General features: G+C 65.6%; 28 protein-coding genes. 22 read left to right on the plus strand and 6 right to left on the minus strand.

The genetic code is table 11. The features are described from left to right. Positions 1-70: 70 nt before the first annotated feature. A complete protein-coding gene (locus ACVW1C_RS25365) occupies positions 71-1597 on the plus strand; it encodes an adenylate/guanylate cyclase domain-containing protein (RefSeq protein ID WP_456760730.1) in 1527 nt (508 codons plus the stop codon). A gap of 30 nt (positions 1598-1627) precedes the next feature. Beyond that, the gene (locus ACVW1C_RS25370; RefSeq protein WP_456760731.1) at positions 1628-1843 is read left to right on the plus strand and encodes a hypothetical protein; all 216 of its coding nucleotides are present in this window, start codon (positions 1628-1630) and stop codon (positions 1841-1843) included. 63 nt (positions 1844-1906) lie between these two features. Here ACVW1C_RS25370 and ACVW1C_RS25375 read toward each other — a convergent pair whose 3' ends face one another. Together ACVW1C_RS25375 and ACVW1C_RS25380 are read right to left on the minus strand one after the other, a co-directional pair. Beyond that, the gene (locus tag ACVW1C_RS25375) at positions 1907-3331 is read right to left on the minus strand and encodes a methyl-accepting chemotaxis protein (protein ID WP_456760732.1); all 1425 of its coding nucleotides are present in this window, start codon (positions 3329-3331) and stop codon (positions 1907-1909) included. A gap of 110 nt (positions 3332-3441) precedes the next feature. After that, positions 3442-5196 (minus strand): methyl-accepting chemotaxis protein, encoded by a 1755-nt coding sequence (locus ACVW1C_RS25380; RefSeq protein WP_456760733.1) that lies wholly within the window; start codon positions 5194-5196, stop codon positions 3442-3444. A gap of 208 nt (positions 5197-5404) precedes the next feature. Between ACVW1C_RS25380 and ACVW1C_RS25385 the strand changes: the two genes are divergently transcribed. The 8 genes from ACVW1C_RS25385 (at position 5405) to ACVW1C_RS25420 (ending at position 12431) form a co-directional block, all read left to right on the plus strand. Beyond that, a complete protein-coding gene (locus tag ACVW1C_RS25385) occupies positions 5405-6151 on the plus strand; it encodes a YebC/PmpR family DNA-binding transcriptional regulator (protein ID WP_456760734.1) in 747 nt (248 codons plus the stop codon). A 212-nt stretch (positions 6152-6363) separates the two neighbouring features. Then, positions 6364-6891 carry a crossover junction endodeoxyribonuclease RuvC gene (gene ruvC / locus ACVW1C_RS25390; RefSeq protein WP_456760735.1) on the plus strand — a complete coding sequence of 176 codons (528 nt, stop codon included), beginning with the start codon at positions 6364-6366 and terminating at the stop codon, positions 6889-6891. Between the two features lie 301 nt (positions 6892-7192). Then, entirely contained in the window at positions 7193-7810 is a 618-nt protein-coding gene (gene ruvA, locus ACVW1C_RS25395) for a Holliday junction branch migration protein RuvA (RefSeq protein ID WP_456760736.1), read from the plus strand. Further along, positions 7807-8856, plus strand: a complete 1050-nt coding sequence (gene ruvB, locus ACVW1C_RS25400; RefSeq protein ID WP_456760737.1) for a Holliday junction branch migration DNA helicase RuvB — start codon at positions 7807-7809, stop codon at positions 8854-8856. The genes ruvA and ruvB overlap by 4 nt, the downstream gene beginning before the upstream one ends. A gap of 191 nt (positions 8857-9047) precedes the next feature. Continuing rightward, positions 9048-9965, plus strand: coding sequence for a metallophosphoesterase (locus ACVW1C_RS25405; RefSeq protein ID WP_456760738.1), 918 nt, complete (start codon positions 9048-9050; stop codon positions 9963-9965). 68 nt (positions 9966-10033) lie between these two features. Beyond that, entirely contained in the window at positions 10034-10483 is a 450-nt protein-coding gene (gene ybgC, locus ACVW1C_RS25410; protein WP_021076499.1) for a tol-pal system-associated acyl-CoA thioesterase, read from the plus strand. An 86-nt stretch (positions 10484-10569) separates the two neighbouring features. Continuing rightward, on the plus strand, positions 10570-11037 hold the full coding sequence (locus tag ACVW1C_RS25415) for a nuclear transport factor 2 family protein (RefSeq protein WP_456760739.1): 468 nt from the start codon (positions 10570-10572) through the stop codon (positions 11035-11037). Positions 11038-11345: 308 nt separating this feature from the next. Further along, the gene (locus ACVW1C_RS25420) at positions 11346-12431 is read left to right on the plus strand and encodes an IS4 family transposase (RefSeq protein ID WP_456756841.1); all 1086 of its coding nucleotides are present in this window, start codon (positions 11346-11348) and stop codon (positions 12429-12431) included. A gap of 217 nt (positions 12432-12648) precedes the next feature. Here ACVW1C_RS25420 and ACVW1C_RS25425 read toward each other — a convergent pair whose 3' ends face one another. Continuing rightward, positions 12649-13290 carry a glutathione binding-like protein gene (locus tag ACVW1C_RS25425; RefSeq protein WP_456760740.1) on the minus strand — a complete coding sequence of 214 codons (642 nt, stop codon included), beginning with the start codon at positions 13288-13290 and terminating at the stop codon, positions 12649-12651. Positions 13291-13388: 98 nt separating this feature from the next. Here ACVW1C_RS25425 and ACVW1C_RS25430 point away from each other — a divergent pair, with 98 nt between their 5' ends. The 4 genes from ACVW1C_RS25430 (at position 13389) to ACVW1C_RS25445 (ending at position 15768) form a co-directional block, all read left to right on the plus strand. Next, positions 13389-14048 (plus strand): TetR/AcrR family transcriptional regulator, encoded by a 660-nt coding sequence (locus ACVW1C_RS25430; RefSeq protein ID WP_456760741.1) that lies wholly within the window; start codon positions 13389-13391, stop codon positions 14046-14048. A gap of 91 nt (positions 14049-14139) precedes the next feature. Further along, the gene (locus ACVW1C_RS25435; protein ID WP_456760742.1) at positions 14140-14790 is read left to right on the plus strand and encodes a dihydrofolate reductase family protein; all 651 of its coding nucleotides are present in this window, start codon (positions 14140-14142) and stop codon (positions 14788-14790) included. A gap of 101 nt (positions 14791-14891) precedes the next feature. Continuing rightward, positions 14892-15296: an ArsR/SmtB family transcription factor gene (locus ACVW1C_RS25440; protein ID WP_456760743.1), complete on the plus strand. Its 405-nt coding sequence runs from the start codon at positions 14892-14894 to the stop codon at positions 15294-15296. Beyond that, positions 15277-15768 (plus strand): SRPBCC domain-containing protein, encoded by a 492-nt coding sequence (locus tag ACVW1C_RS25445; RefSeq protein WP_456760744.1) that lies wholly within the window; start codon positions 15277-15279, stop codon positions 15766-15768. The genes ACVW1C_RS25440 and ACVW1C_RS25445 overlap by 20 nt, the downstream gene beginning before the upstream one ends. A gap of 174 nt (positions 15769-15942) precedes the next feature. On the opposite strand, the gene ACVW1C_RS25450 is transcribed toward ACVW1C_RS25445, so the two are convergent. After that, positions 15943-16908, minus strand: a complete 966-nt coding sequence (locus tag ACVW1C_RS25450) for a 2-hydroxyacid dehydrogenase (protein WP_456760745.1) — start codon at positions 16906-16908, stop codon at positions 15943-15945. An 89-nt stretch (positions 16909-16997) separates the two neighbouring features. Between ACVW1C_RS25450 and ACVW1C_RS25455 the strand changes: the two genes are divergently transcribed. From ACVW1C_RS25455 to ACVW1C_RS25480, 6 genes are all read left to right on the plus strand, one after another. Beyond that, complete coding sequence (locus ACVW1C_RS25455; protein ID WP_456760746.1) at positions 16998-17285, plus strand: hypothetical protein; 288 nt, start codon at positions 16998-17000, stop codon at positions 17283-17285. Positions 17286-17472: 187 nt separating this feature from the next. After that, on the plus strand, positions 17473-17841 hold the full coding sequence (locus tag ACVW1C_RS25460; protein ID WP_456760747.1) for a YciI family protein: 369 nt from the start codon (positions 17473-17475) through the stop codon (positions 17839-17841). After that, positions 17838-19115 carry an RNA polymerase sigma factor gene (locus tag ACVW1C_RS25465; RefSeq protein ID WP_456760748.1) on the plus strand — a complete coding sequence of 426 codons (1278 nt, stop codon included), beginning with the start codon at positions 17838-17840 and terminating at the stop codon, positions 19113-19115. The genes ACVW1C_RS25460 and ACVW1C_RS25465 overlap by 4 nt, the downstream gene beginning before the upstream one ends. 362 nt (positions 19116-19477) lie before the next feature. Next, entirely contained in the window at positions 19478-19888 is a 411-nt protein-coding gene (locus ACVW1C_RS25470; protein WP_176533584.1) for a DoxX family protein, read from the plus strand. Between the two features lie 35 nt (positions 19889-19923). Beyond that, complete coding sequence (locus tag ACVW1C_RS25475) at positions 19924-20460, plus strand: SRPBCC family protein (RefSeq protein WP_229171581.1); 537 nt, start codon at positions 19924-19926, stop codon at positions 20458-20460. Positions 20461-20478: 18 nt separating this feature from the next. Then, positions 20479-20889: a VOC family protein gene (locus ACVW1C_RS25480; RefSeq protein WP_456760749.1), complete on the plus strand. Its 411-nt coding sequence runs from the start codon at positions 20479-20481 to the stop codon at positions 20887-20889. Between the two features lie 166 nt (positions 20890-21055). On the opposite strand, the gene ACVW1C_RS25485 is transcribed toward ACVW1C_RS25480, so the two are convergent. Next, positions 21056-21487 (minus strand): hypothetical protein, encoded by a 432-nt coding sequence (locus tag ACVW1C_RS25485; RefSeq protein WP_456763171.1) that lies wholly within the window; start codon positions 21485-21487, stop codon positions 21056-21058. A 100-nt stretch (positions 21488-21587) separates the two neighbouring features. Continuing rightward, a complete protein-coding gene (gene cobT, locus ACVW1C_RS25490; protein WP_456760750.1) occupies positions 21588-22601 on the minus strand; it encodes a nicotinate-nucleotide--dimethylbenzimidazole phosphoribosyltransferase in 1014 nt (337 codons plus the stop codon). Positions 22602-22795: 194 nt separating this feature from the next. Between cobT and cobS the strand changes: the two genes are divergently transcribed. Then, positions 22796-23548, plus strand: coding sequence for an adenosylcobinamide-GDP ribazoletransferase (gene cobS / locus ACVW1C_RS25495; protein WP_456760751.1), 753 nt, complete (start codon positions 22796-22798; stop codon positions 23546-23548). Positions 23549-23614: 66 nt separating this feature from the next. Further along, positions 23615-24181: a histidine phosphatase family protein gene (locus ACVW1C_RS25500; RefSeq protein WP_456760752.1), complete on the plus strand. Its 567-nt coding sequence runs from the start codon at positions 23615-23617 to the stop codon at positions 24179-24181. The last annotated feature ends 101 nt before the right edge of the window (positions 24182-24282 follow it).

Consider the following 24282-nt stretch of genomic DNA (forward strand, 5'->3'; position numbering starts at 1 on the left):
TTTGATGCGCAGTGATTTTTGATGGGCAGTGATTTTTCGATCCCTGTGATTTTTGCTTCCGGAGATTGCGGTGTCCGAGCGCGTCGAACGTCGTTTGGTGGCCTTGGTAGCGGCCGATGTTGCCGGTTACAGCCGCCTGATGGGCCGCGACGAGGAGCGGACGCTTGGCGACCTGAAGGGTGTCCGCCAGGTGCTGGTCGATCCGACCATCGCGGCATGCCGAGGCCGCATCGTCAAGACCACCGGTGACGGGATGTTGGTCGAGTTCGCCAGCGCTGTCGACGCGGCGCGGTGCGCCATTGAGATTCAGCGGGTCATGACCGAACGAAACGTCGCGGTGCCGCCCGATCGCAGAATCGAATTCCGCATCGGCATTCACGTCGGCGACATCATCATCGACAGTGACGATATCTTCGGCGACGGCGTCAACATCGCGGCGCGTCTCGAGGGAATGGCCGACCCCGGCGGAATTTGCATTTCGGACGATGCCCATCGGCAAATCCGAGGCAAGGTCGATATCGATTTCGGTGACATGGGCTCACAGTCGCTGAAGAATATCGCCGAACCGATGCGGGTATGGCAGATTCGGGTCGGCGGCGAATCTGCCCCGGAGCGCTCGGCAGTGCCCACGGTGCCAGTCCAGCCGCTTCCACTGCCGGACAGGCCGTCGATTGCAGTGCTGCCGTTCGACAACATGAGCGGGGATCGCGAGCAGGATTATTTTGCCGACGGCATGGTCGAGGAGATCATCACGGCGCTGTCGCGGTTCAAATCGCTGTTCGTCATCGCGCGCAATTCGAGCTTCGCCTACAAGGGCAAATCCGTCGATATCAAGCGGGTCGGCCAGGAGCTCGGCGTGCGCTATGTGCTCGAAGGCAGCGTCCGCAAGGCCGGCAGCCGTGTCCGCATCACCGGTCAGCTGATCGAGGCGGCGACCGGCAACCATATCTGGGCCGACCGTTTCGACGGCGACCTCGAGGATGTCTTTGGCTTGCAGGACAAGGTCACCTCAAACGTGGTCGGCCTGATCGCGCCGAGGCTCGAACAGGCCGAGTTCGAGCGTGTCAGGCAGAAGCCGACGGACAAGCTGGACAGCTACGACCTCTACCTGCGCGGCATGGCGCTGATTCATCAGCGCGCCTCGCTCGCCGATGCCTACAAGCTGTTCAAGCACGCGATCGAGCTCGATCCGCAGTTCGCCGCGGCGCATGCGATGCTGGCGTGGACCTGGATGGCCCGGCAGGCCACCACCGGCTCGCCGCTCGACGGCCCGGAGCGGTTCGAGGCCGTCAAGCACGCACGGTTGGCGTCGCGACTCGGCGAGGAGGATGCGTTCGTGCAGTCGACGGCCGGCCACGCGCTGACCTATCTCGGGCATGACTACGACCTCGGCTCGTCGATGGTCGAGGAGGCGATCACACTGAATCCCAATCTTGGATTCGCCTGGTATTCGCGCGGCTGGGTCTCGCTGATGTGCGGCGAGACCGAACGCGCCATCGAGAGTTTCGACCACATGATCCGGCTTAGTCCGCTCGATCCCTTGCGCGTCAGCGCCTGGATCGGCATGGCGCATGCCTACTTCTGGCTCGAACGTTAAGAGGAGGGATGCAAGGTTGCCAGACGGTCGTTGCGCTTCAACTCCAATGCCCATTCGTTGGGCGCCTTCATCATCAACGCGATCCGCGCGGGCGATGCGGGGGAGGCGAGAAAGGCGATCGCTCGTTTGTTGCGGGTGCATCCGGGCTTCCGCACCTCGCATATCAGCGAGGCGTTTCCGGTGCGGGATGCCGCGCTGCGTGACAAGATCGGCGCCGCATTGCGCGACGCAGGATTGCCGGAATAGCCAGGGCGTTTCGAGCGAAGTGGATTCCGGTGCGCGTGAAGAAAACGCGTCCAAACAACGAGCCTAGCCCTGCCGGAAGCCCATCCGGAACGCGCCCCAGTGGCTGGCGTTCACGAAGATCGGCGACGACAGGTCCTTCATCAGCACGAATTTGCCGCCGCCCATGTCGCGGCGATAGGTCTGCAGCAGGAACGGCTTGGTGTTGGCCGCGACCTTGCTCACCGCGCGGTCGTTGAACAGCCGGCGGTTGCGGCAATTGGCGTTGTTCCAGACCGGGTCCGGTCCCTGCGGCAGCCGGTAGTTCGGATTGTGGGTCGGCAGATAGCCGCTGCGCGCCCAGGCGACGCAGAACACGATGCACGGATCGGTCTTCTGGATCGGATCCTGGATCGCCGGCAGCACGCGGTCGGTGAAGCTGACATAGTCGGTCAGATATTGCTTCGGATTGGTGCCCGCGATCTCGCGATAATTCTCGTCCATCAATTGCGCGAGCGTGATCTCGCCGCGCGCGACCGCATGCTCGAACAGCTCCGAGATCTGTTTCGCGGTGTCGATCACGACGCGGATCAGCGGCGCATCGCTGGTCTCGACGCCGCTGTCGGCGATGGTCACGATCAGGCTCTCGGACAGCTCGAGCAGCTTTGCGACGCGGCCGTCGGCGTGCTTGAGGTCGCGCGAGGAGAGATCGACGCCCTTGGCGAGTTCGTTCAGCTCGGCGATCACGGTGTCGCAATGACCGAGATTGGAGGTCGCGGCGCGCGCCACGCTGTCGATCTCGGCGCCGACCGACGAGAAGCCTTCCTGCACGCGCATGATGATGCCGGAGATCTGCCGGGCGCCTTCGCCTGCGCTTTTGGCGCGCAGCGAGGCGTCGCTGCTCTCGCCGATCAGGCTGCCGATCTGGCCGTCGAGGTCGCGCACGGTGTCGGAAATCTGATGCGTCGCCTGGCGTGTCGCCTCGGCAAGGTTCTTCACCTCGCTTGCGACCACGGCAAAGCCGCGGCCGGCATTGCCGGCGCGCGCGGCCTCGATCGTTGCGTTGAGCGCCAGCAGATTGGTCTGCTTGGCGATCGCCTCGATCGAACCGGAGACCTTGGCGACCTGGCTCAGCGCGGAGCCGACTGCCGCGAGCCGCGCCTCGATCCGTCCGACCGCTGCGACGAGCTCTGCGATATGGCGGACCGCCGTCTCGACCGCGTTGCGCGATTCAGCGATCTGGCCGACCGCGGCGGCTGCGGTCGTTTGCACCGCCTGCGACGCATCCGCGATGTCGTGATTGGCCGAGACCATGATCTCGGCGGTCTCCTGCAAATGATGGAACCGCTCCGACTGGTTGGTGACGCGGCTCGCGACCTCCTGGACGTTGCCGGCGATGTCGGCAAGCTCCACCCCGAGGCCGCCGATTCGGTCGGCGAGCTGGTCGACGAGCCGTTCGGCCAGTGTCCGGTTCGATGCCGTATCCAGCACTGCAAGCTGCGCCGCCGACATGTCGCGTTTCCTCCGTTACAGCAGCCCGTGGCGCCGCTGCAGCATTCCCCATTCCAGTCTAAAGCGTGATTCGCTCCGCCGGTCTTGCCTGAGCGTGCACTCGCACTTGGTCAAAGCTTGTAGGCGGTGCGGAAGGCGCCCCAGTGCCGGCCGCGCACGCGGATCGGCACGTCGATCTCGCGCATCATCACGGTGGTGCCATTGCCCATGTCGCGCGCATAGCTTTGAACCAAATAAGCGCGCTGGTTTTGCGCGGCGGCGAGACCCGCGGGATCGTTGAAGATACGACGATTGCGGCAATTGGCGGTGTTGTAGGCCACGTCGCCCGGCCGCTGCGGCTGCGAATAGATCTTGTTATGGACCGGCAGATAGCCGTTCCGGTCGACGGTGGCGCAGAACGCCAGGCGCTTGTCCTTGGCGAGGAACGCCTCGAGCAGAGCGGGCAGCGAGCGATCCGCCCAATCCAGCATTTTGGTGCGATACTGCACCGGGTTGGTGCCTGATATCTCGACATAGTCGGTGTCGAACATCTCGGCGAGTGTGATCGCGCCGCTGGCCAGTCCGTCCTCGAAGAGCTTGCTCAGCGTTCGACCCGCTTCCATCGCGCGGGTGACGAGTTCGGCGTTCTCCTCGTGAATCGCCCACATCCGGTCTTCGATCTTCTCGCGCAGCGCGGCGGTCGCCGCCTCGAAGCGCGCCTGGCTGCCTGCCTTGGAGCGGTCGCCGATCCTGATCCGGCAGGCGCCGATATCCTGCAAGGTGGCGCTCAGGGTCTCACGGGCCGGCAGCTTCTCGGCATCCGGCCCGCCGATCAGGATGCCGTCCATCGCGATCTCGTAGACCGGCGCGGTGACCGTGCCGCGCGCGGTCGTGATCTCGATCATGAGGCTGCACGGCAGGCGCTGGTTCTTGCGCGGATCGCCGCGCTCGTCCTGGCGCAGCAGCACGGCACAGCGCGCCTTCAGCTTCTGGGCGAAGGCGGTCACCGCCTTGCCGGCCTTGGCGACATTGTCGCCGTGGGCGGCCGCTTCGCGGGTTGCCGAGTCGATCTCGCCGGCGCTGGTACCGACCGAGACGATGAAGCGGGAGGCGGAGGCGGCGTTCTGGCCCATCTCGCCGGTGATCTGGTTCTGCTCGGCGACCGCGCCATTGACGTTCTCGAACACCGGTCGGATCTTTTCGATCGCCTGCGAGATGCGGTGGACGGCGTCCGCCGATCCGGTGGCGTCCTTCTGCAACGCCTCGATCTTGCGCGTGATCTCTTCGGTTGCGCTCTGGGTCTGCACCGCCAGCGCCTTGACCTCGGTGGCGACCACCGCAAAGCCCTTGCCGGCGGCGCCGGCGCGCGCCGCCTCGATCGTCGAGTTGAGCGCCAGCAGCGTGGTCTGCCGCGCGATCTGCGCGATCAGATTGACGACATTGCCGATCGCCGCCGAGGATTCGCGCAGGCGATCGACATTGGCGGTGGCCTCGCGCGCAGCCGCCGCGGCGTCGTCGGCGAGCTGGCTGGCGCTGCGCACTTGCGCGCCGATGCCTTCGGCGGAATGGGTGAATCTGTCGGCGGCCTCCGAGAACGTCGTCGCGGTGCTCTGTGCATCGCTGCTGCGGCCGGTCAGCGCGTCGGTGCGGGCGCGGATGGTCGCGAGCTTGGCTGCCGTCGCCTCGGCGCCGTCGGCCACCGAGCCTGCGGCGCGCTCAAGCTGGCGAATCATCGCGCCGAGCTCGAGTTCCAGCAGTTCCAGGATTTCCCCGGACGAATCCTTGGCCGAATCAGTCTCGGCCGAGACGTCAGCCGCGGCGGCCGCGGTTGGAACCTGCGGCGCCGCCGGCTCCGGCACTTGCTTTCGAAACAAACCGAACGCCATGGGGATGGGGGCTCTTGGAAAGCTGCGGCGGGACGGGGTGATCCTCGCATCCGGGCATGAAGTCATGGTTAACAAGTGCCTCATATTCCGGCATGCGGTAGTATTCCCCCGCCGGAGGGCCCCCGCCGACCTTTGATTTTGACCGCCAGGGGCCTATAAGGCCGCGTTTTCCACCCCTGTTCAGACCCTACGCTCGAAGAGACGTCGCATGGCCGGCCATTCCCAATTCAAGAACATCATGCACCGCAAGGGCCGGCAGGATGCCCAGAAGTCGAAGCTTTTCGGCAAATTGGCTCGCGAAATCACCGTGGCGGCCAAGCTCGGCACCCCCGATCCTGCGATGAACCCGCGGCTGCGCGCCGCCGTGGTCGCCGCCCGCGCCGAGAACATGCCCAAGGACAATATCGATCGTGCCATCAAGAAGGCGATCGGCGGTGAGGGCGAGCACTATGACGAGATCCGCTACGAGGGCTATGGCCCCGGCGGCGTCGCCGTGATCGTCGAGGCGCTGACCGACAACCGCAACCGCGCCGCCTCCGATATCCGCTCCTTCTTCACCAAATCGGGCGGCAATCTCGGCGAGACCGGCTCGGTCGCCTTCATGTTCGATCACACCGGCATCATCGAATACGACGCCAAGGTCGCCTCCGACGACGCCATGCTGGATGCCGCGATCGAGGCCGGCGCCGACGATGTGGTCTCCAGCGAATCCGGCCACGAGGTCTACGCCTCGCAGGAGACCTTCCGCGAAGTGGCCAAGGCGCTGGAAGCGAAGTTCGGCGAGCCGCGCAAGGCGGCGCTGACCTGGAAGCCGCAGAACACGGTCGCGGTCGACGACGAGACCGGCGAAAAGCTGCTGAAGCTGATGGACCTGCTCAACGAGCACGACGACGTGCAGAACGTGTACGCCAATTTCGAGGTGTCCGACGCGCTGCTCGCGAAAATGGGCGGCTGATCCACTTGACTCGCTGTCATCGCCCGGCTCGACCGGGCGATCCAGTATTCCAGAGACCTGCGTTTGATCCGAGACGCCGCGGCGTACTGGATCCCCGCTTCGCGGGGATGACGAGCAGGGCAGGATGGCGAGCACGGTGCGATGATGCGCGGAGCAGGGGACGGACCTCCGTTTGTGTTTCGTTCTCCCCGCGCAGGCGGTATCACTACCCCATGACATCGCAGCCGATTCGCTCTCCCGTCCGCATCATCGGTATCGATCCGGGTCTCCGCCGCACCGGCTGGGGCGTGATCGAGACCGAGGGCAACCGTCTGGTCTATATCGGCTGCGGTTCGGTCGAGCCGCCGGACGATCTGCCGCTGGCGAACCGGCTGCTCGCGATCCATGAGGGGCTTGCCGCCGTGCTCGGCGACTACAGGCCGGCGGAGGCCGCGGTCGAGCAGACCTTCGTCAACAAGGACGGCGTTGCCACGCTGAAGCTCGGCCAGGCGCGTGGCGTCGCCATGCTGGCGCCCGCAATGTTCGGTATCTCGGTCGCCGAATACGCGCCGAACCAGGTCAAGAAGACCGTGGTCGGCGCCGGACATGCCGAGAAGAACCAGATCCAGGTGATGCTGAAGATCCTGTTGCCGAAAGCCGAGCCGCCGTCCGCCGACGCCGCCGACGCGCTCGCGGTCGCGATCACCCACGCCCATCACCGCCAGAGCACAGCGCTGCGGCTCAGGGTGGCGAGCCTATGATCGGCGCGAGTGAGGGGAGCACGCTCGTTAGGCTCCCTCCCCCCTTGCGGGGGAGGGGTGGGGAGAGGGGTAAGCCCCGGGTGACGGCTCATGAGATGCCGCGCCGAGGCATCACCAAAGCGCGCGAGACAATTGAGCGCGGTGCGAGCGTTGTTCGCACTATGCGTCTGGCAATCGAGCAAGCGGCACCCCTCTCCCTAACCCTCCCCCGCAAGGGGGGAGGGAACCCTTCCGCCGATGCGTCCCTCACTGAGGCCAAAGCAATTGTGCGGGACACGAGCACCGAGCGCGGGGGCGTACGATGATCGGCAAGCTCAAGGGCCTGATCGATTCCTACGGCGAGGATTACGTGATCCTCGACGTTGGCGGCGTCGGCTATCAGGTGCATTGCGCCAGCCGCACGCTGCAGGCGCTGCCACAGCCGGGCGGCGCGGCCGTGCTTTCGATCGAGACCTATGTCCGCGAGGACCAGATCAAGCTGTTCGGCTTCCGCTCGGATCTCGAGCGCGAGTGGTTTCGCCTGTTGCAGACCGTGCAGGGCGTCGGCGCCAAGGTCGCGCTCGCGGTGCTCAGCACGTTGCCGCCGACCGATCTCGCCAATGCCATCGCGCTGCGCGACAAGGCGGCGGTGGCGCGCACGCCGGGGGTCGGACCCAAAGTGGCCGAGCGCATCGTCAGCGAATTGAAGGACAAGGCGCCGGGCTTTGCCGATGTCGATCCCGCGGTGGTGCACCTGTCCGGCGCGGTCGACAACAACCGTGCGCCGCGCCCGGTCACCGACGCGATCTCCGCGCTGGTCAATCTCGGCTACGGCCAGCCGCAGGCCGCCGCCGCCATCGCCGCCGCCTCCCGCAGCGCCGGCGAGAAGGCCGAGACCGCGCAGCTGATCCGGCTGGGCCTGAAGGAATTGTCGAAGTGAATACGCCCTCGCGCATGGTCACGCCCGAACGCCGCTCCGACGATGTCGGCGATACCGCGCTGCGTCCGCAATCGCTGACGGAGTTCGTCGGCCAGGCGCAGGCGCGCAAGAATCTGTCGATCTTCATCGAGGCCGCGAAGAAGCGCGGCGAGGCGCTCGATCACGTGCTGTTCGTTGGTCCCCCCGGCCTCGGCAAGACCACGCTGGCGCAGATCGTCGCGCGCGAGCTCGGTGTCGGCTTCCGCGCCACCTCCGGTCCCGTGATCGCGAAGGCCGGCGACCTCGCGGCGCTGCTCACCAATCTGGAAGAGCGCGACGTGCTGTTCATCGACGAGATCCATCGCCTGAGCCCGGCGGTCGAGGAAGTGCTCTATCCCGCGATGGAGGATTTCCAGCTCGACCTGATCATCGGCGAAGGCCCCGCGGCGCGCTCGGTGAAGATCGAGCTGTCGAAATTCACGCTGGTCGGTGCGACGACGCGCGCGGGCCTGCTCACCAATCCGCTGCGCGACCGCTTCGGCATTCCGATCCGGCTCAATTTCTATACCGAGGAAGAGCTGGAGAAGATCGTCACCCGTGGTGCCCGCGTGCTCAACATCGGCATGAGCCCCGATGGCGCCAACGAGATCGCGCGCCGCGCCCGCGGCACGCCGCGCATCGCCGGCCGCCTCTTGCGCCGCGTGCGCGACTTTGCCTCCGCCGCGGATGCCGAAGCCATTGACCGCGGCATCGCCGACCGGGCGCTGAGTGCGCTCGAGGTCGACAGCGCCGGGCTCGATGCGATGGACCGGCGCTATCTCACCACCATCGCCTTGAACTATGGCGGCGGTCCGGTCGGCGTCGAGACCATGGCGGCGGCGCTGTCGGAGCCGCGCGATGCGATCGAGGACATCATCGAGCCCTATCTGATCCAGTGCGGCTATCTGCAGCGCACCCCGCGCGGCCGGCTCCTGACCTCGCATGCCTTCCGCCATCTCGGCCTTGCCGAGCCGAACCGCGATCCCTCGCAGTTCGGCCTGTTCGGCGGCAATGGCGACGAGGACTGAGCCCAAGCTCTCGAAGACGTGAAAAGACGTGTTGATGCGGCGCGTCGCGCTGCAGGTAACCATTCGCAGTAACCATTGCGAAGCGTCTGCAGGCTGTCTGCATAAACGTGGCCCAATTTCGCTTCAATCCAAGGGCCTATGATCGCCTGGAGCGTTTTCAGGAAGTGCCAGGCATCACCGATCACAGGCCCATGATTTCACGTCGTCACTTTCTTCGCGGGTTCGGCGGAATGACCGCCGCCACCGCCTCGACGGGGGCCTACGGCCTGAGCGAGCCGGTGGTCCGGCTCACGCTGACGCGCTACGATCTGTCGCCGAGGCATTGGCCTTCGGACTTTCCGCTCAAGATCGCCGCGATCGCCGACATTCACGCCTGCGATCCATGGATGTCGCTCGATCGCATCGCCGAGATCGTCGAGCGGACCAACGCGCTTAACCCGGACATCATCGTGCTGCTCGGCGACTATGTCGCGGGGCTGCGCCACGTCACCCGCTTCATTCCGGCCTCCGAATGGGCCGCGGTGCTCAAGGACCTGAAGGCGCCGCTCGGCGTGCATGCCGTGCTCGGCAATCACGATTACTGGGAAGACAAGGCTGTGCAGCGCCTAGGGCAGGGCACCCCGGTTGCGCGCCGTGCGCTGGAGCGCGCCGGCATCCCTGTCTACGAGAATGACGCGGTGCGGCTAGTGAAGGACGGCCGTCCGTTCTGGCTCGCCGGTCTTGGCGATCAGCTCGCCTATCTGCCGGCGCGGCGCTATCGCGAGGTCCGGCGCATCGGGGTCGATGATCTCAACGCGACGCTTGCAAAAGTCACCGACGATGCGCCGGTGATCCTGCTCGCGCATGAGCCCGACGTCGCGCTCCGCGTACCCTCGCGCGTCGCGCTGCAGCTGTCCGGTCACACCCATGGCGGCCAAATCCGGCTGCTCGGCTGGTCGCCCGCGGTGCCGGTAAAGCACGGCATGCGGCTCGCCTATGGCCATTTCAAGCTGAAATGCGACGTCGTCGTCTCCGGCGGCCTCGGCTGCAGCATCATGCCGTTCCGCCTCGGCGTGCCGCCCGAGATCGTGCAGGTCACGCTCGGCGCAAAGGGGCCGGTGGTGTCCTGATCGCGCTTGCGTGATCGGGCAATTTGCGCAAAACGATTGTCTTTCCGAGAGCGATCGAGGGGCCGCAATTGACCTTACCCCATATCGACGGCGCGATCCGCGATGGCCGACACCATATGCAGGTCCGTGTCTATTACGAAGACACCGATTTTTCCGGCATCGTTTACCACGCCAATTACCTGCGCTTCATGGAGCGCGGGCGCACCAATCATCTCCGATTGATGGGCGCCGAACAGAACGCGCTGTTCGAGGAGGCGCAGGAGGAGACCGGCGGCTTCGCCTTTGTCGTGCGCTCGATGACGCTGGACTTCCTCAAGCCCGCGCGGATGGACGACATGCTCGACGTCGTGACCTGGCCGATCGCGGTGAAGGGCGCCTCCATCATGCTCGCGCAGGAGGTCAGGCGCGGCGATGACGTGCTTGTGAAGGCGCAGGTGCGCGTCGCCTTCGTCAGTCAGGGCAGGGCACAGCCGATTCCGAAGTCCATCCGCGCACTGATGAAGGCCGATCTGGCCTAGCTATCGGGTGATAGGGAATGCCCCATCGACTCTTCATCCGGCGACGATAGATTTGCGCGTGACAAAACAACCGCGAGGGATCGCCGATGTCACGCCCGCCACTGCCGCCTTTCACCCGCGAGACCGCCGCGCAGAAGGCGCGCATGGCGGAAGATGCCTGGAATTCGCGCGACCCGGTTCGGGTTGCCGGCGCCTATACCGAGGACAGCCGCTGGCGCAATCGTGCCGAGGTGTTTGAGGGCCGCGAGGCGATCGTGGCCTTCCTGACCCGCAAATGGGAAAAGGAGCGGGAGTATCGCCTGATCAAGGATCTCTGGGCGTTCGACGGCAATCGCATCGCGGTGCGCTTCCAGTACGAATGGCACGACGCCGGCGGAAACTGGTTTCGCTCCTACGGCAACGAGCAGTGGGAGTTCGACGAGCACGGCCTGATGCGCCGGCGCGAGGCCTCGATCAACGACATCGCGATCGCAGAGAAGGACCGCCGCTTCCACTGGCCCGCCCCGGGCCCGCGCCCGGCCGACGTTCCGGGCCTGGGGGATAGTCCGTTCTAAGGCGGGATGAGTTTTGGTTGAATCGGCCTGCCGCGTTTTCGGTTCACCTCTCCCCGCCGGGGAGAGGTCGGATTGCGAACCAATCCGGGTGAGAGCTCCTGCTCTCTCGATAGACCGTAACCCCTCGCCCGATTTGCTGCGCAAATCGACCTCTCCCAAGGGAGAGGTGAACTTTCGACGCCGTTCCAGCTCAAGCTAATCTCATCGCGCTTGAGTTGTCGTCCCGGCGAAGGCCCATAGGCGCTAAAATAGGATTTGCGCGTTGAATTTGTATGTGATTCCAAGAAGGGATGAGACACGAATCGCTTGTGAACGAAGACTGGGCGCGTGTTGTTGCTCGGCTTGGTGGGGCTAAGGCTCTGGAGGTTGGCGCGCGCGAGACGAAGGCGTTTGTTCGTCCGCGCGAGATCACCAATGCGGTTGATTTGCTGCGGCTGATCCTTGCGTATTGTCTGGGCACGCGGGGTCTGCGGCTGACGGCGGCGTGGGCGACGTCGGTGGGCCTTGTCGACATCTCCAACGTGGCTCTGTTGTATCGCTTGCGTCAGTCCGGAGATTGGCTGGCGCAACTGATAGGTCAGGCACTTGCGAGTGGTGCGCCGAAGGCAAGCCGCGGTCGGCTGATCCGCATCGTTGACGCCACGACGGTCCCCAAAGCCGGAACCGAGGGCAGGCAAAACAACGCGGTGTGGCGTATCCACAGTGCGTTCGATCTTCCGCAAGAGCGCTTTGGGCACTTCGAGCTGACCGATGAGGGCGCAGGCGAGACACTGGATCGGATACCCGTGACTGCCGGCGAGATCCGTCTTGCCGACCGTGCCTACCTGCAACCAGAGCGCATGGCGCATCTGGTCGATGCCGGCGCGGACTTCGTGATCCGCGCGGGCTGGAAGAGCGCGCGTTGGCTGGATCGCAACGGCAACCTTGTCGATCTCATCGCAGAGCTGCGCAAGGCCTTGGCAGGCGGCATGATCGATCGACCGATCTGGATAGAGCGCAAGTCCGGTGCGCAACCGCTTGCTGTGCGCTTGGTCGCGGTCAAAAAGCCGGCGCATGCGGCCGCGGAGGCGCGACGCAAGGCACGCAGGACAGCCCAGAAGGGAGGCCATCAACTCTCCAGGCAAACGCTTGAGGCCGCAGATTGGGTAATCCTGGCGACCTCGCTCAAGGGCGAGGACTTCACGGCTGCTGACGTCATTGCCCTCTACCGGTTGCGATGGCGGATTGAGCTCGGCTTCAAGCGGCTGAAGAGCTTGATTGGCTTGAAGGGACCTCCCGGAACTGACCAGCGGTCCGCTAAACCCCATATCCTCGCTCACCTGCTGATCACTCTACTGCTCGAGCCGCTGGTCGACGAACTCGAGGACTCTCCCCGCTTGGACGAAGCCGCCTGACCGGACCTTCCGCATGGCGCCTGCTACGTCAGCTCATCGCCTCATTGCTCCAAGCCGTCATTCCCCAACCCACGATCGCTTGTCTGCGCAGAGCAAGCCGTGCTCTCCGGCGACATCTGCGCGAGCCCCCCAGACGCAAGCGCCGCTATCAGGCAATGATCAAACTATCTTAGCGCCTATGGGCGAAGGCCGGGACGACGCATGGTAAGAAACCGCCTTACGCCGCCTTGTGGCGCGCGATCTCGGCCTTGTAGAGCTCGAACTCTTCCGCGACCGCTTTCGCGACCGACGGCCGGGTTCGCAGGCGCTCGTAATAGGCCTTCAGCGCCGGCCATTTCGCCAGCTCGATCGGCGGCGTTGCCATGGTCCAGTTGATGACCGTGACGAGATAGGCGTCGGCGACGCTGAAATGATCGAGCAAATATTCGCGGCCCTTGAGGTGATCCTCGACATAGTCGAGCCGCGAGACGTATTTCTCCAGCGCGTAGGTCTTGGCGTCCGGCGGCGCCTTCTTGTCGAGCAGCGGCAGGAACAGGCCCTTGTGCAGCTCGGTGCCGATGAAGCACAGCCATTGATGCAGCTTTGAGCGCTCGGCGTTCGACGCGGTGCCGAGGCCGGCACGCGGGAACTGGTCGGCGACATATTGCAGGATCGCCGCGTTCTCTGTCAGCACCACGCCGTCGTCGGTGCGCAGCGTCGGCACCAGGCCGAGCGGGTTGACCTTGTTGAAGTCGGAGCCGTCGTTGCGCACCTGCTTGGTCTTCGGATCGACCTCGAGATAGTTCGCCGGCTGGCCGGCTTCATAGAGCGCGACACGGGTCGCCATCGAGCAGGCGAGCGGCGAGAAATAAAGGTCCATTGGTGCCTCCTTGGGGCGGTCTGGCGCGGATGTCCCGGCCTTGTTGATTTTTGTACTGTCCTGGATAATATTGATGCGGTCAAGGATTTAAGTGCGAAATGGTACAAAAAAGTAAGAAGCCGCCATCTGCTGCCAAAATCGAGGCCCCTGTCGCGCCGAAGCGGCGCGGACGGCCGCGCGCCTATGAGCCCGAGGTCGCGCTCGGCAAAGCGCTCGATCTGTTCCGCCGCGACGGCTTTGCCGCGACCTCGCTCGATGATCTCAGCGCTGCGACCGGCATGAACCGGCCGAGCCTCTATGGCGCGTTCGGCGACAAGCGCGAGCTCTACATCAAGAGCTACCAGCGCTACCGCGATGACGCGCGCGCGGCGATGGTCGACATCTTCCGCGCCGATGCGCCGCTGCGCGAGCGGCTTGAGCGCATCTACCGGATCGCGCTCGACATCTATCTCTCCGGCGAGTCCGGCCCGCGCGGCTGCTTCACGGTGATGACGGCTGCGTCCGAGGCGGTGTCGGATCCGGGCATCCGCACCATGGTGGTGGAGGGCCTGACCGAGCTCGACAAGGCGTTCGGCATCTGCTTCCGCCATGCCAAGGAGCGCGGCGAGCTGCCTGAGGGCGCCGATCCGGCGTCGCTGGCGCATCTCGCCTCAGCGACCATCCACACCATCGCGATCCGTGCCCGCGCCCGCGTGCCGCGCGGGGAACTCGAGGCGATCGTGAAAGGCGCCCTCGACGTGCTGTGCGCGGCCAAATAGAAGCGGCGAAATTTCTTCTGCATCAAATGTCGGGCGCTGTTTTTCCCGCCCGTCTTCCGTAAGGTCCCTCAACTCACGGAAGCGGAATATCATGGGAAAAGTCAGGACTTCAGCATTCTCGGTCTCGATCGACGGATTTGGCGCCGCGCCGCGTCAGAGCCTCGAAAATCCCTTCGGCGAAGGCGGCATGGTGCTGCCTGCCTGGTTCCTCGGGACGCGGACGTTTCGCCAGACCTTCGGCCAGGATGGCGGCAGCACCGGTCTCGATGACGAGATCGCGCGCAAGTCGATGGAAAATATCGGCGCCTGGATTCTGGGCCGTAACATGTTCGGCCCGATCCGCGGGCCGTGGCCGGATCACGCCTGGAAAGGCTGGTGGGGCGACAATCCGCCGTATCACACGCCGGTGTTCGTGCTGACCCATCACGCGCGGCCCGACATCGAGATGGAAGGCGGCACGACGTTTCACTTCGTGACATCAGGTATTGCCGAAGCGCTCGAACGCGCGCGCGACGTCGCGCAGGGCAAGGACATCAGGGTCGGCGGCGGCGTTTCGCTGGTGCGCCAGTTCCTGCAAGCGCGTTTGCTCGACGAACTGCAATTGGCGTTGTCGCCTGTGCTGCTCGGCTCGGGCGAGAACCTGTTCGCGGGCCTCGATCTGCCTGCGCTCGGCTATGCCGTCGTCTCGCATGTCGCGAGCCCGAACGCGACGCACGTCACCTTCGCCCGGAAGACATCCTGAACGACTCCCGCCTGCGTCAGCGGCCAGAAAATTTGGCCGTTGACGCGAGCGCCGTTTGGTCGTATTTAACCCATAGGTTATTTAACCGATGAGCTAAGTACATGCCGCTCGATCCCCTCAGTTCGACCTTCGCGGCGCTGGCCGATCCGACCCGGCGCGCCATCCTGGCGCGGCTCACACTGGGCGAGACCTCGGTGATGGAGTTGGCAAAGCCGTTCGACATGAGCCTGCCGGCGATCTCCAAGCACCTGAAGGTGCTGGAGCATGCCGGATTGATCTCGCGCGGGCGCGAGGCGCAGTGGCGGCCGTGCCGCATCGCGCCCGCCTCGTTCAAGCAAGTCGACGGCTGGCTCGGGAATTTCCGCCGCTTCTGGGACGAGAGCTTCAACCGCCTCGACGGCCTGCTCGAGGAGATGAAGGCGGAGGAGGCCGCGAAGGCCCCGCCGCGTACCAATGGCAAAGTGAGAGTAACCAAGGAGAAGCCACGTGGACGCACGCGCAGATAGGAAACTGAAAGTCACGACCCCGTCGGATTTCGAGATCGCGATGACGCGGCAATTCGATGCGCCGCGGCGTTTCGTGTTCGATGCGATGACCAAGCCGGAATATCTGGTGCGTTGGCTCGGCTGCGAGCAGCTCACAATGCCGGTGTGCGAGATCGACCTGCGCGTCGGTGGCGCCTATCGGTTCGTGTTCCGGTCGTCCGACGGCATCGAGCACATCCTCACCGGCACCTATCGCGAAGTGGTGCGCCCGGAGCGGCTGACATTCGGCGAGACCTTTGCGATGCCGGGCTTCACCAGCGACGAATATCTCGTCACCTCGACCTTCGTCGAGGAAGGCGGCACCACCACGCTGACCACCACGATCAAGCATCCGACGAAGGAGGCCCGCGATGGCCACCTCAATTCCGGCATCGAGAAGGTCGTCGAGCCGGCCTACGACCGGCTCGCGGAGGTGGTCGCCGAGATGGGGTGAAGCCCTCGCCGAGAGTTGCGCTTCGCCAGCGAAGCGCTGCTCCATCAACGTGGTCGTCCCTGCGAAAGCAGGGACCCATACCCCGCGGCCGGTGTAGTGAAACAGACTCGTCGTTCCACTATCGCGCCTCAATATGCATCGGTGGGTCCCTGCTTTCGCAGGAACGACACTGCCTCAATACCCCCGCGTGCGATCGACCAGGTTCTCCAGCGCGCCGCCTTGCTCGAAGCGCGCGATCTGCTGCGCGACGTATTTCGAGATCTCGTCGGCGTCGGTATCGGCGGCGTTGTGCGGCGTCAGCACCACCTTCGGATGGCTCCAGAACGGGCTCGCGGGAGGCAGCGGCTCGGTCTCGTAGACGTCGAGCGAGGCGGCGCCCAGCGTGCCGTCGTCGAGCGCGCGCAGGATGTCTTCCTCGTTCTGCAAGCCGCCACGGCCGGCATTGATGATGACGGGTGCGCCGAGCGGGCTGTTACGGTTCAGTTTCGCAAACACGTCGCGGTTCAGCACGTGCCGCGTGTCGGGCGTCAGCGGCAGCAGGCAGACCAGGATGTTGGTCTCGCGCAGGAACGCGTCCAGCCCCTCAGTGCCATGGTGGCAGGCGATGCCGTCGATCCGCTTCGCGCTGCGGCTCCAGCCGACGACGCGGAAGCCGAGCGCGCGCAGCGCGTGTGCTGAGGCCGCGCCGAGCGTGCCGAGTCCCATGATGCCGACCGTGATCGCGCCCGCCGCCCACTGATATTTCGGCGCCCAGCGCCTCAATCGTTGCGACTCCCGCAGATAGAGCTCCTGGCGGTGATGCATCAACACATGCAGCACGACATATTCGGTCATGCGGTCGGTGAGATCGCCGACCGCGACCCGCACCAGCGGCACGTCGGGCAGCGAGCGGTCGGCCATCAGCGCGTCGACGCCGGCGCCGAGGTTGAAGATGACGCGCAGGTTCTTGAAGGCCGCAAGCTCGCCCGGCTTCGGCTTCCACACCGCGGCATAATGTACCTCGGCGGGATCGAGCGCGCCGTCCGGCAGCAGCACCACGCTGCGGTCCGGGCAGACGGTGTCGAACCGCGCCTTCCAGCGCGCCGACGACCAGTTTTCCGAGCCGCCATTGATCAGCAGCGCCAGTGCGCCCTTACCCATCCGGATACCTCCAATTTCAATGTGATATGTATCACAGAGCGGGTCCGGCCCGCTCCCTAGTCTCCTGCCATCAACCGGGGAGAACTTCCATGCGCAAGCTGATCCTGATCGCGGCTTTCATCGCAGCCGCAGCCACCACCGCCCATGCCGGCCAGAGCCGCGGCCTCGTGCTCGCAAACGCCGATACGCCCGCTCAGGCGCAACCGGCTGTTGCGCCCGCTCCGGCCGAAGCCCAGCAGGCCCCGTCGCAGGCGCAGCCGGCGGAGCCTCCGAGGCAGCAAGCCTCCCGGCCAACGAACAGGAGCCACGCCAACCGCCGGGAGAGCGATGAGGCCAAGGCGCGCCGGATCGCAGCCCGCTACGGCGTCTATTGGTAGTCGCAAATGAACGTCGTGGTGACGGCGTGACACGCCATCGCCACGGCCCAAGACGCAGTCGGTCGCGGCGCGCCATGAAGCGTCGACCAAATCCATCGCCGACATCCGGAACTTAAATTTCTTTCGCTCCGCCTGTCGGCAGCAGGCATAATCATTCGTTCTTGCAATGAACGGAGATGCCTTTTCGATGCTGTACGCCATCCTCTGCTATCATGACGAAGACATGGTCGGTTCCTGGAGCAAGGAACACGACGCCTCGGTCATGCAGAAATTGTCGGTCGTGCAGGACAAGCTCGCCAAGCAGGGCCGGCTCGGCCCGGTGGCGCGGCTGCTGCCGACCACCGCGGCGACCACGCTGCGCAAGGAAAACCCGCCGCTGGTGCTCGACGGCCCGTTCGCCGAAACAAAGGAGCAGCTGCTCGGCTTCTATCTGGTCGAAGGCAAGAACCTCGACGAAGTGCTCGACATCGCGCGCGACCTCGGCGAGGCCAATCCCGGCGGCACCTATGAGATCCGCCCGGTCGGCTACTTCAATCCGGGGAGCACAAAGGCGTGAGCATGACCGACACCGCCTGGATCGATGCCGCGCTGACGTCGGCGCGTCCCCAGGCGGTTGGCGCACTGCTGCGCTACTTCCGCAATCTCGATACCGCCGAGGAAGCTTTCCAGAACGCCTGCCTGCGGGCGCTGAAGAGCTGGCCGCAGAACGGCCCGCCGCGCGATCCCGCGGCGTGGCTGATCATGGTCGGCCGCAATGTCGCCATCGACGACATCAGGCGCAGCAAGAAGCAGGAGGCGTTGCCCGACGACGACCAGGCGATCTCCGACCTCGGCGACGCCGAGGAGGAGCTCGCCGAGCGGCTCGACGGCTCGCATTACCGCGACGATATCCTGCGGCTCTTGTTCATCTGTTGCCACAAGGATCTGCCGGCGACGCAGCAGATCGCGCTCGCGCTGCGCATCGTCTCCGGCCTGTCGGTGAAGCAGATCGCGCGCGCCTTCCTGGTCTCGGAAGCCGCGATGGAGCAGCGCATCACGCGGGCCAAGACGCGCGTCGCCGACGCCAATGTGCCGTTCGAGACGCCGGGCGCGGTCGAGCGGAGCGAGCGGCTCGTCTCGGTCGCCGCGATGATCTATTTGATCTTCAACGAGGGCTATTCGGCGAGCGGCGACACCGCTCAAATCCGCTCGCCGCTGTGCGAGGAGGCGATCAGGCTCGCCCGCCTGCTGCTGCGGCTGTTCCAGAGCGAGCCGGAGATCATGGGGCTGACCGCGCTGCTGCTGTTGCAGCATGCCCGCGCCGCCGCGCGGTTCGACGCCGACGGCCAGGTGATCCTGCTCGACGACCAGGACCGCAGCCTGTGGAACCAGAAGCTGATCGCCGAGGGGCTGGCGCTGATCGACAAGGCGATGCGCCATCGCCGCAGCGGGCCCTATCAGGTGCAGGCCGCGATCGCCGCGCTCCATGCCCGCGCGGAAAAGCCCGAGGATACCGACTGGACCCAGATCGACCTGCTCTACGGCGCGCTCGAGATCATGCAGCCGTCGCCGGTGATCACGCTCAACCGCGCCGTTGCGGTCTCCAAGGTGAAGGGGCCGGAAGCCGCGCTCGAGATGATCGAGCCGTTGGCCCCGCGGCTTTCCAATTACTTCCATTATTTCGGCGTGCGCGGCGCCTTCCTGATGCAGCTCGGCCGCAACGAGGAGGCCCGCGTCGCCTTCGACCGCGCCATCGCGCTCGCCAACACCACCGCCGAAGCCGCCCATATCCGCATGCATATCGACCGACTGATGCGCGACAGCCAGCCGCGCAATGTGAAAGCGAAGTAGCGGTCGCTGGTCGTGCCTCGTTCGAGTGCACGTTGAGAAACATCCCGTGTGGCACCCCTCTCCCTAACCCTCTCCCGCAAGGGGAGAGGGAACCCCTCCGCCGGTGGCTTCCTCACGTCGGATTATCAAGCGCTGAAATTTTGTGAACGAGCGCAAGTGAGGTGAGCACGCTGGTCAGGCTCGCTCCCCCCTTGCGGGGGAGGGCGGGGAGAGGGGTAAGCCCCGGGCGAGACGATCATTGTGTGCGTCGCTCTCGTAACACCCGTCGTGCTTCTCAAAAAATCTTCACCGTCCTTGTCGGCCCCGCGCTCTTCCGTTCGTCATGAAGGCAGAGAGCATCACCAAGCCTTACGGAGCCCGCCATGCCGACGATCGTCGACACCGAAGTCTCAAAGCCCGCCCGCATCACCGGCCGCGTCATGAGCGGCGTGGTTATCCTTTTTCTGCTGTTCGATGGCGCGATCAAGCTGCTGCCATTGCCTGTCGTCACCGAGACCATGGACAAGATGGGCTTTGGCGCCAGCGATACGCTGGCGCGCAGCCTCGGCATCATCACCATCGTCTGCACGCTGCTGTACTCGGTGCCGCCGACTTCGATCCTCGGCGCCATCCTGCTCACCGGCTATCTCGGCGGTGCGATCGCGTCCCATGTGCGGATCGGCAGCCCGCTGTTCAGCCACACGCTGTTCGGGCTCTATCTCGGCCTGATGGTGTGGGGCGGGCTCTATCTGCGCGACGGCAATCTGCGCGCGCTGCTTCCGTTCCGCCGCTGAGCTATTCCTCTTCATTCATCGACCTGGAGACCATCATGTTCGAGACCATTGCCATCATCGCTGTCATCCTCGCGGTCGCGATTGCGGTCATCCTCGTCCTCGCGGCGACCAAGCCGAGCACATTCCGCGTCACGCGTGCGACCAGCATCAATGCGCCGGCGGAACGGATCTTTCCATTGATCGACGATTTCCGGCAGTGGACGGTCTGGTCGCCCTACGAGAACCGGGATCCGGCCATGAAGCGCACCTATGACGGCGCCGGGCGCGGGCAGGGGGCGGTCTATGCCTGGGACGGCAACAAGAATGTCGGCACCGGCCGCATGGAGATCCTGCAATCGTCCGCGCCGTCGAAGATCGTCATCAAGCTCGACTTCCTCAAGCCGTTCGAGGGCCACAACACCGCCGAGTTCACAATGCTGCCGCAGGGAGATGCGACCAGCGTCACATGGACCATGTATGGTCCGGCCGTCTTCATGTCGAAGGTGATGCAGGTGTTCATGAACCTGGATCACATGATCGGCAAGGATTTCGAGGTCGGTCTCGCCAATCTGAAGAAACTCACGGAAAAATAGTTACCCAGGGAGCATGTGATGCAGGTCAACCCCTATCTCTCCTACGACGGCAATTGCGGCGCCGCGCTGAACTTCTACCAGAAGGTTCTCGGTGCGCGGATCGAGGAAACCTATCCCTACGGCGAGGGCAATCCGCAGATGCAGACGCCGCCCGGCTGGAAGGACAAGATCATGCACGCCAGGGTCTCGATCGACGGCGAGATCATCATGGCTTCCGACGCCCCGCCCGGCCACTTCCAGAAGCCGCAGGGGTTTCACGTCGCGCTGCAGGTCGAGGATCCCGCGGAGGCTGAGCGCCGCTTCAAGGCGTTGTCCGAAGGCGGCACGGTCACCATGCCGTTCGGCAAGACCTTCTTCTCCAACGGCTTCGGCATGTGCGTCGATCAGTTCGGCATCCCCTGGATGGTGAACTGCCCGCAGCAGATGTAGGCCGCAAGCGACCCGGTCGGGACCGTCATCCTGAGGTGGCCGCTTCTTCAGCGGCCCTCGAAGGATCGACGGCCGGGCTGGTGGCCGCGCATCCTTCGAGGCTCGCCCAGCGGTGCAATTGCGCCGCAAGGTTCGCAGCTCAGGATGACGGGACGGAGAGAGCGCTTCACCTGCACCGCGGATAGATCGCCGTGAGCTCGCGACCGCGCAGCAGCAGCAGGCGTGAGGTCAGGCCGCCGCGGCGCACGATCCAGCCGCGCACCGGCGCCGGATAGGCCTCCAGCACCGCCTCGGATGCTTCCGGCTCCGCATAGGTCCGGCCGCGCCGGTCGATCGAGCGCGCGGCGTGGAAGCCGAGCACGGCGCGCCGCGTCACGCAGATGCGGTCGCCCGGCACCATCGAGAGCACCAGCGTGCAGGCCGACAGGCACGGCCCGTCGATCACCACGCGCTCGCCTGACTCGCGCACCTTGTCGAACAGTTCGATGAACGGGCCGACCTCCCCGCCGGGGCTGGCGAGGATGCGGACATCGGCCTGCGCGCCGGAGACACCGGGAAGCAGCGCTGCCATCCCCAAGATCGTCGAGATCGTCGACATCTTCCAGATCGCACCGATGCGCATGCGGCGGTTCCTTCCGTTAGCGTCGCTCCGGCTCGCGCCATGCTCCAGTTTGTCTAGCGCATGCGGCGACAGTTTGTCAGCCCGCGCCGGAGACGCCGGCCTCGGCAAAGGTCGCCATGCCGCCATGACAGGCGAGCGCTGCACGCAGCAGCAGGATCGCAACCGCCGCGCCGGAGGCTTCGCCGAGCCGCATCTCGAGATCGAGCAGGGGCGCGAGCCCGAGTTCGCGCAGCAGCTGGCGATGGCCGAGCTCGGCCGAGACATGGCCGGCGCGGCAATGCGCGAGGCTATCAGGCGCAAGCCGCGCCAGCGGCAGCACCGCCGATGTCGCGACGAAGCCGTCGAGCAGCACCGGGATCGATCGCGCACGTGCTGCCAGCACGGCGCCCGAGATGGCCGCGAGCTCGCGGCCGCCGAGCGCGACGGCGACGGCGAGGGGATCGTCGAGCAGGCTGCGATGCAGCTTCAGCGCGGTATCGATCACGGTGCGCTTGCGCAGCAGGCCGGCATCGTCGACGCCGGTGCCGCGGCCGGCCCAGCGCGCGCCGCGCCCGCCCATCAATGCCGCGCACAGCGTCGCGGCGACCGTGGTGTTGGCGATGCCCATCTCGCCGACGACGAGCAAATCGCACCGCTCCGGCACCGTGCGCCAGCCGGTGTCGAAGGCGATGAGGAAATCGGCGCCATCCATCGCCGGCGCCATCGTGAAATCGCGGGTCGGACGTGCGAGCTCGAGCGGCTCGACGCGCAGCTCGGCCCCGGCAAGCTTGGCGATCTGGTTGATCGCGGCACCTCCCGCGGCGAAATTCGCCACCATCTGCGCGGTGACTTCAGAAGGAAACGCGGAGACGCCGCGCTCGGCGATGCCGTGATTGCCGGCGAACACGACGATCGTGACCTGGTCGAGCCGGGGGATTTCGCGGCGCTGCCAGCGTGCGAGCCAGATCGCGACCTCTTCCAGCCGGCCGAGGCTCCCCGGCGGCTTGGTCAGGTTCTGCTGGCGCAGCGTGGCGGCCGCGGCGCTCGCCGCGTCGCCTTCGGGCAGCTCGCGACAAAAGCTGCGGATGTCGTCTAGAGTACTGAACTGCATGCGATTCCCTCGTCGAGCGGGCCGCAAACTAGAGCATGTTCCGGAGCGCTGTGAAGCGGTTTTTCCCGCGCGACAAACGCGTAGCGCTTGCGCGGAGATCGTGCCCTAACAGGAGGCTGAAGCGCGGCGACGGTCCAACCTGACCTCATCGCGCTTTAGAAAATTTGAAGGCCAGGACTTTGAATACCAAAACCATGCGTGAGTTGCTCGACGATCTCAGGACCGCCATCGCCTTTCTGACCCGGCTGCCGATGCCGCATCCGGACGGCGCGCGGCCGGAGGGCTTTGCCCGGGCGCAGCGGTTGTTTCCGCTGGTCGGGGCTGGCATCGGGGCGGCGATCGGCCTGCTCTGCCTGCTGCTGCGGACGATCGGCGTGCCGGACCTCGCCGCGGCGGCGCTGGCGCTCGGCGGCGGCGCGCTGTTGACCGGCGCGCTGCACGAGGACGGGCTCGCCGATGTCGCCGACGGGTTCGGCGGCGGCCGCGACGTTGCGGCCAAGCTCGAGATCATGCGCGACAGCCGGCTCGGCACCTATGGCGCGCTGGCGCTAATGGTGAGCTTTGCCACCAAGCTTGCGGCGCTGGCGGCGCTTCCCGACGGCATGGTGGTGCAGAGCCTGATCGCCGCGCATGCGCTCGGCCGCGGTGTGCTGCCGTGGATCGCGATCAGCCTGCCTTACGCGCGCAAGGATGGACTCGCGGCCAATGCCGGCCGGCCCGATGGCACGATTGCGGTGGTCGCAGCCGGCATCGCGCTGGTGATCGCACTCCTAGCTCTGCCCTTCGGCAGCGCGCTGCTGGCGACGATCGCGACCGGCGCGAGCGCGTTGATGACGGCGCTGCTGGCAAAGCGGCAGATCGGCGGCCAAACCGGCGACGTGCTTGGCGGCGCCGAGCAGGTCGCGGAAACAGCGATCCTGGTGTTGCTCGCGGCGCGGCTCGGCTAGAGCATTTCCATGCGAAATGGAGACCGGTTCGCGTGAAGAAAGCGCTTCAAGATGAACAGGCGGAAAATGGAAGACGAAACGCGTCTCTGGCTGATCCGGCACGCGCCGGTCGACGGTCCGCGCGGCGTGATCCACGCGCCGGATGCGCCGGCCGATCTCGGTGATGCCGCGGCGTTCGCGGCGCTGCAGGCGCGGTTGCCGACTGGTGCTCGCGCGGTTTGTAGTCCCGCGCGGCGAACGTGCGAGACAGCGGCACGGCTCGGCCTTGCGGCGCTTTCGGACGATACCTTCCGCGAGCAGGATTTTGGCGACTGGACCGGCCGGCGCCACAGCGAGATCGAGGCCGAACTCGGGGCGGCCTATCGCGCGTTCTGGAATTCGCCAGCGACCAATCGACCGCCCGGCGGCGAAAGCTTTGCCGATCAGATCGCGCGGGCAAGGACAGGGCTGGCGCGCCTGCCGGCCGGCGACGTCGTGCTGGTCGTGCACTCCGGCACCATCCGCGCAATCCTCGCAATCGCACTCGAGCTCGCGCCGGAATTGGCGCTGCGCTTCGTCATCGATCCGCTGTCGCTGACGCGGATCGACCGGCTGGCTGACGTCTGGCGCGTCGTGGCGGTGAACGGGCGGTAGGCCTTCTCTGCTTTCTACCTGTCACCCCCGCGCAAAGGCTTCGCCTTTGTCGCTGGAGGTGCGAGCAGAGCGAGCCTCGAAGGGGGCACGGCCACCAGCCG

The sequence above is a fragment of the Bradyrhizobium sp. USDA 4011 genome, assembly GCF_054063415.1.

Bases quoted from the DNA above. Each gene is read 5' to 3' on its own strand.
- ACVW1C_RS25500 (WP_456760752.1), top strand. From the start codon at position 23,615: ATGGAAGACGAAACGCGTCTCTGGCTGATCCGGCACGCGCCGGTCGAC.
- ACVW1C_RS25485 (WP_456763171.1), bottom strand. From the start codon at position 21,487: ATGTCGACGATCTCGACGATCTTGGGGATGGCAGCGCTGCTTCCCGGT.
- ACVW1C_RS25440 (WP_456760743.1), top strand. From the start codon at position 14,892: ATGCCGCTCGATCCCCTCAGTTCGACCTTCGCGGCGCTGGCCGATCCG.
- cobT (WP_456760750.1), bottom strand. From the start codon at position 22,601: ATGCAGTTCAGTACTCTAGACGACATCCGCAGCTTTTGTCGCGAGCTG.
- ACVW1C_RS25435 (WP_456760742.1), top strand. From the start codon at position 14,140: ATGGGAAAAGTCAGGACTTCAGCATTCTCGGTCTCGATCGACGGATTT.
- ACVW1C_RS25455 (WP_456760746.1), top strand. From the start codon at position 16,998: ATGCGCAAGCTGATCCTGATCGCGGCTTTCATCGCAGCCGCAGCCACC.
- ACVW1C_RS25475 (WP_229171581.1), top strand. From the start codon at position 19,924: ATGTTCGAGACCATTGCCATCATCGCTGTCATCCTCGCGGTCGCGATT.
- ACVW1C_RS25415 (WP_456760739.1), top strand. From the start codon at position 10,570: ATGTCACGCCCGCCACTGCCGCCTTTCACCCGCGAGACCGCCGCGCAG.
- ACVW1C_RS25430 (WP_456760741.1), top strand. From the start codon at position 13,389: ATGGTACAAAAAAGTAAGAAGCCGCCATCTGCTGCCAAAATCGAGGCC.
- ACVW1C_RS25405 (WP_456760738.1), top strand. From the start codon at position 9,048: ATGATTTCACGTCGTCACTTTCTTCGCGGGTTCGGCGGAATGACCGCC.
- ACVW1C_RS25385 (WP_456760734.1), top strand. From the start codon at position 5,405: ATGGCCGGCCATTCCCAATTCAAGAACATCATGCACCGCAAGGGCCGG.
- ACVW1C_RS25470 (WP_176533584.1), top strand. From the start codon at position 19,478: ATGCCGACGATCGTCGACACCGAAGTCTCAAAGCCCGCCCGCATCACC.
- ACVW1C_RS25425 (WP_456760740.1), bottom strand. From the start codon at position 13,290: ATGGACCTTTATTTCTCGCCGCTCGCCTGCTCGATGGCGACCCGTGTC.
- ACVW1C_RS25450 (WP_456760745.1), bottom strand. From the start codon at position 16,908: ATGGGTAAGGGCGCACTGGCGCTGCTGATCAATGGCGGCTCGGAAAAC.
- ACVW1C_RS25480 (WP_456760749.1), top strand. From the start codon at position 20,479: ATGCAGGTCAACCCCTATCTCTCCTACGACGGCAATTGCGGCGCCGCG.
- ruvC (WP_456760735.1), top strand. From the start codon at position 6,364: ATGACATCGCAGCCGATTCGCTCTCCCGTCCGCATCATCGGTATCGAT.
- cobS (WP_456760751.1), top strand. From the start codon at position 22,796: ATGCGTGAGTTGCTCGACGATCTCAGGACCGCCATCGCCTTTCTGACC.
- ACVW1C_RS25380 (WP_456760733.1), bottom strand. From the start codon at position 5,196: ATGGCGTTCGGTTTGTTTCGAAAGCAAGTGCCGGAGCCGGCGGCGCCG.
- ACVW1C_RS25375 (WP_456760732.1), bottom strand. From the start codon at position 3,331: ATGTCGGCGGCGCAGCTTGCAGTGCTGGATACGGCATCGAACCGGACA.
- ACVW1C_RS25460 (WP_456760747.1), top strand. From the start codon at position 17,473: ATGCTGTACGCCATCCTCTGCTATCATGACGAAGACATGGTCGGTTCC.
- ruvA (WP_456760736.1), top strand. From the start codon at position 7,193: ATGATCGGCAAGCTCAAGGGCCTGATCGATTCCTACGGCGAGGATTAC.